The sequence below is a fragment of the Okeania sp. SIO3I5 genome (assembly GCF_010672085.1).
In the GTDB taxonomy this organism is placed as follows: Bacteria; Cyanobacteriota; Cyanobacteriia; order Cyanobacteriales; family Microcoleaceae; genus Trichodesmium.
Window position 1 is genome coordinate 1 of record NZ_JAAHHT010000402.1, and the last position, 4,987, is coordinate 4,987.

A 4,987-nucleotide genomic window follows, 5' to 3' on the forward strand; every position below is an offset into this window, starting at 1 on the left:
AAGTTACCCTACCCGACTCGTCTTCAGAACCGGACGTGAGACTTTCACCTCATCGCGGCTCCTCTCTTAAACGTCCCTTGTCATGGGCACATCCTGCTTCAGAGTTAACATATCGTCAATCCATATATAATCTTCAGGTAAGTCCTGTGGCCTAAATTTTGGATATGTTTTGTTATCTAAAGCAGTTTTACTGTCGTGGCAATGTCGGTGCAACAATTGCTTGTTTTTAATTGTGTTGTCACCACCTTCAGACCTTGGTTTTATATGGTCAACTTCCATAAGGTCAGTCGGACTAAAGATTAGTCCACAATATGCGCATTTATTTTCCTGCCGTTTTAGCAGCGTTGTGACTTCTTTCCTTACGCCTGGGTATTTGCCGATTCTATTACTCCAATAAGTCCAGTCGCCGTCTAATGGGGATTTATTACCTTTCACTTTGATGTGCCTTACAATAGGCATATCAGAGTGTAGGTTTAGTATATGCTCACCGTCGTTAAGTACCCAGTTTCGAGTTCCTTTTATGTTGGGGAAATACTTTTTCTTAACCCATTTGGCCGACTTTCTTGGATGCCTTCTACTTGCCCATCTCCATAATCTTGCCCATAAGAGGTGATCTATTTTGTTGAACATCTCTTTGCTGACTACGGCTGAGAAGTAGCTAGACCATCCTCTTATTACCGGACTTAGTTTGGCTATTAAAGCTTCTACTGGGGCGGTTTTATTCTTATCACATATATCCGCCAATTTCCGATAATGAGTTTTTGTACTCTTAGAGGATGGTTTAATCAGTGTTTTAAATCCTTGTTTAGTTGACTTAACCTTCCATTGCCTGATTGTGAAACCTAGAAAATCGAATCCGGGTTGATTCCCTTCATATTCTTCCAGGGTATGGGCAATTTTGGTTTTTTCTGGTTTTAGTTCTAATCCTACCTGGTTTAACCATTCCTGTATTACGGTTTTAGCTTGTATAACTATTTTGATGTCTTCATGTAGGATAACGAAGTCGTCAGCATAGCGTATTACTGAAAGACTATTAATTTTGTCTCTTTGACCGATTTGCCTTCCTCTACTATCTTTCATGTCAAGGGTTTTGGCAAAAGCCATTAGCCTTTCTTCCATACCGTGTAAGGCGATGTTTGCTAGTAGGGGACTAATTACCCCTCCCTGTGGTGTTCCTTCCGCAGTATTTGAGAGTTGTTTATTGTCAAAGACTCCAGACTTTAACCATTGTTTGATTAATCGCCTGTAGGGTGTTTGACCTATTTTTCTCAACAGCGCATCATGGTTAATTCGGTCAAAACATTTGGATATGTCAGCATCAAGAACGTATTTTGGTTTCTTTTTGATACTGCCAAAGATTGCCTCTATGGCATCATGTGTTGACCTCCGGAAAAGACCATAACTATTAGGTTCAAAACGTGCCTCCCATTCTGGTTCCATACTCAACTTAACCAGAGCTTGTAATGCACGGTCGTACATTGTAGGGATTCCAAGAGGTCTCTTTTCATCCCTCCCTGGTTTTGGTATCCAGACTCTACGGGTTGGACTTGCTTTGAGGTATCGCGTGTTTAATAAATCAACCAGATTAAATCGCTGCATAGGAGGTAGATTTTTAATACCATCTATCCCAGCAGTTTTCTTGCCTTGGTTATCCTGTGTCACGCGCCTAACAGCCAGCAACCTAGCGTAATAACTTTTGGTCAGAAGTCTTTGGTATTTACGCATCTTGCGGATTTCACCACGGCTGGATGTTCTGTAAATTAACTTTTGCAACTTAAATACATTCTTCTCAACCCGTCTCCAGTTAATATCCTTCCATTTTAGGTTCGGATTGATACATACTGGGTCTGGTATATCGTCTGTATCCCATGCCACGCTTAAAAAGGGCTTTGGATTACCCAATCTTCTTTTTAGTGTTTTAGCTTTATTCATTGCTTGCTCATTACCTTACATTACGTCTAACAGTGGGTACGTCAGCAATGAATAATGAATAATGAACAATGAATAATTATTAGAGTTTAGGGAAAACTAAGCAATTCAGATACTGAATATTTACTCTTATTCGTCCGCTCTTAATTATTAATTATTAATTATTAATTATTAATTAGTATGCTTCTTACCCAATCCTACTCTCCCTAAGACCTGCAACTATAGTGCAGATTGGCCTTGAATGGCTTCCTAAGATTTCGACCTGTATTCTTAGGTGTCTTAGGGAGGTTTCCTCGTTCCCTTATTCCTTTATTACGACTGATTTAGTGGGGTAAAATCTCCCGGAGGGTTCTTTTATGGTTGTCGGTAGTCTCCAAATCATAAGGCTACCCATAGACCCTCAGACTTTCCGTCCTTCACTCCATAGCTACCTTTGGAGTGGTTTTACTTCACGAGAGTTTAATTTCCTTCCTCTTCGTCCACTTGTCAGCCTCTGCTCGCGGTATCGTTCCTCGGTAACTGGTATTTTCCCGCTTTTAAACCAGCTTCGGAGATTGATGTTCAGTCTCTACTCCGTGGTCTATGCTGTCAACCTAACAACAAGGCGAGTGGTATTTCACCACTAAGGTAATAAGAGTTATTCCCATGTCGAGGTTGCCCTCATGTATTGACTTGGAAACGGCCATTTATGCCCAGTTTTCCTGGTTTAGTGGCCAACGAGTCGCACAATTTGAGAGTAAGCATAACCCGCAAAAGAAGCTCTAATTTTCTGAGAAATAAATGCCTGACGATAGGAAATTAGCCTTTTTCCCACTGGCGATAAATGTAAGTAAAAATCTGCATCTAACCAGAGTAGTTCTAATATATTCGGATTGTTGTTATAGACAAGAGTAAGAAATTTTCTTAACTCGTAAATTACACAATCTTTCACATTATCTAATACAGGAAATAAACCTGTTCCTGGTTCATCCCAACCTCGGTCTTTTTGTTCTACAGATTTAAAACCTAAATAATAATCTTTCGGAGCAATAAAGTTAAACTAAGCCAGTTTGTTACCAAACCGACTCGTCTTCAGAACCGGACGTGAGACTTTCACCTCATCACGGCTCCTCTCTTAGACGTCCCCTGTCATGGGTACATCCTTGCCTTAATTAATAATTAATAATTAATAATTAATAATTAAAAACAAATTAATTGTTCATTATTCATTATTGAAAGGCAGTTTTACTGTCGTGGCAATGTCGATGCAACAGTTGTTTATTCTTAAGTGTGTTGTCACCACCTTTAGACCTTGGTTTTATATGGTCTACTTCCACAAGGTCAGACGGTCTAAAGGTTAGCCCACAAAATGCGCATTTATTCTTTTGCCGTTTTAACAGCGTTGTGACTTCTTTCCTTACGCCTGGATGTTTACCGATTCTACTGCTCCAATAAGTCCAATCACCGTCATAAGGGGATTTATTACCTTTCACCTTAATGTGCCGTACAATAGGAACATCCGAGTGTCGATTTAGTATATACTCACCGTCATTAAGCTCCCAATTTCTGGTTCCTTTGCAGTGAGGGAAATACTTATTCTTTACCCATTTGGCGGACTTATTTGGATGCCTTCTACTTGCCCACCGCCATAGTCTCTTCCATAAGAGCATATCCAATTTATTGTATGTCTCTTTACTGACTACGGTTGAGAAGTAGTTAGCCCATCCTCTTATTATCGGATTTAGTTTAGCTATTAAAGCTTTTGTTGGGGCGGTTTTGTATCTGTCAAATATACCCGCTAGTTTCCGATAATGAGTTTTAATACTCTTGGAAGACGGTTTAATCAGCGTCTTAAATCCTTGTTTAGTTGTCTTTACTTTCCATTGCCTAATTGTAAAACCTAAGAAGTCAAATCCGGGTTTATTCCCTTCATATTCCTCCAAAGTGTGGGCAATTTTGGTCTTTTCTGGTTTTAGTTCTCCTACTACCTGGTTTAACCATTCCTGTATAACGGTTTTTGCTTGTAACACTACTTTGATGTCTTCATGTAGGATAACAAAGTCATCGGCATAGCGTATGAGCGAAAGGCTTTTAATTTTATCTCGTTTTCCCATTTGCCAGCCCCTATAATCTTTCATATCAATGGTTTTGGCAAATTCCATTAGCCTTTCCTCCATACCGTGCAGGGCGATGTTTGCTAGTAGGGGACTAATTACCCCGGACTGTGGTGTACCTTCCACAGTGTTTGAGAATTGTTTATTGTCAAACACACCAGCTCTTAACCATTCTTTGATTAATCGTCTGTATGGAGATTGACCTACTTTTCTCAACAGTGCATCATGGTTAATTCGGTCAAAACATTTTGATATGTTGGCATCCAACACATACTTAGGTTTGTTTTTGATGCTTTCAAAAATTGCCTCAATGGCATCATGTGTTGACCTCCGGAAAAGACCATAACTATTAGGTTCAAAGCGTGCCTCCCATTCTGGTTCCATACCCAACTTAACCAGAGCTTGTAATGCACGGTCGTACATTGTGGGGATTCCAAGAGGTCTCTTTTCATCCCTCCCTGGTTTAGGTATCCAGACTCTGCGGGTTGGACTTGCTTTGAGGTATCGCGTGTTTAGTAAATCAACCAAGTTGAGTCTCTGCATAGGGGGAAGATTTTTAATACCATCTACACCCGCAGTTTTCTTACCTTGGTTATCTTGAGTGACACGCCTAACAGCTAGCAACCTTGCGTAATAACTTTTGGTCAGAAGTCTTTGGTATTTACGCATCTTGCGGATTTTGCCACGGCTGGATGCTCTGTAAATTAACTTTTGCAACTTAAATACATTCTTCTCAACCCGTCTCCAGTTTATGTCTGTCCATTTAAGGTTAGGATTGACACTGACCTGGTACGGTATATCGTCTGTATCCCATGCCACGCTTAAAAATGGTCTAGGATTTCCTAAACGTCTTTTTAGTGTTTTAGCTTTATTCATTGCTAATTATTTCCTTACATTACGTCTAACAGTGGGTACGTCTGCAATGAATAATGAATAATTAACAATGAATAATTGTTAGAGTTTTA

Annotated in this window: 3 protein-coding genes; all 3 read right to left on the minus strand. The window is 39.9% G+C overall.

The annotated features are described in order from the left end of the window. Positions 1-66: 66 nt before the first annotated feature. The 3 genes from ltrA (F6K40_RS38685) to ltrA (F6K40_RS38695) all read right to left on the minus strand — a co-directional run bounded on the left by ltrA (F6K40_RS38685) (position 67) and on the right by ltrA (F6K40_RS38695) (position 4,898). Positions 67-1,932: a group II intron reverse transcriptase/maturase gene (gene ltrA, locus F6K40_RS38685; protein ID WP_293145145.1), complete on the minus strand. Its 1,866-nt coding sequence runs from the start codon at positions 1,930-1,932 to the stop codon at positions 67-69. 703 nt (positions 1,933-2,635) lie between these two features. Further along, positions 2,636-2,959, minus strand: a complete 324-nt coding sequence (locus tag F6K40_RS38690) for a DNA polymerase beta superfamily protein (protein ID WP_293145151.1) — start codon at positions 2,957-2,959, stop codon at positions 2,636-2,638. A gap of 178 nt (positions 2,960-3,137) precedes the next feature. Continuing rightward, positions 3,138-4,898, minus strand: a complete 1,761-nt coding sequence (gene ltrA, locus F6K40_RS38695) for a group II intron reverse transcriptase/maturase (RefSeq protein ID WP_293145148.1) — start codon at positions 4,896-4,898, stop codon at positions 3,138-3,140. Between the last annotated feature and the right edge of the window lie 89 nt (positions 4,899-4,987).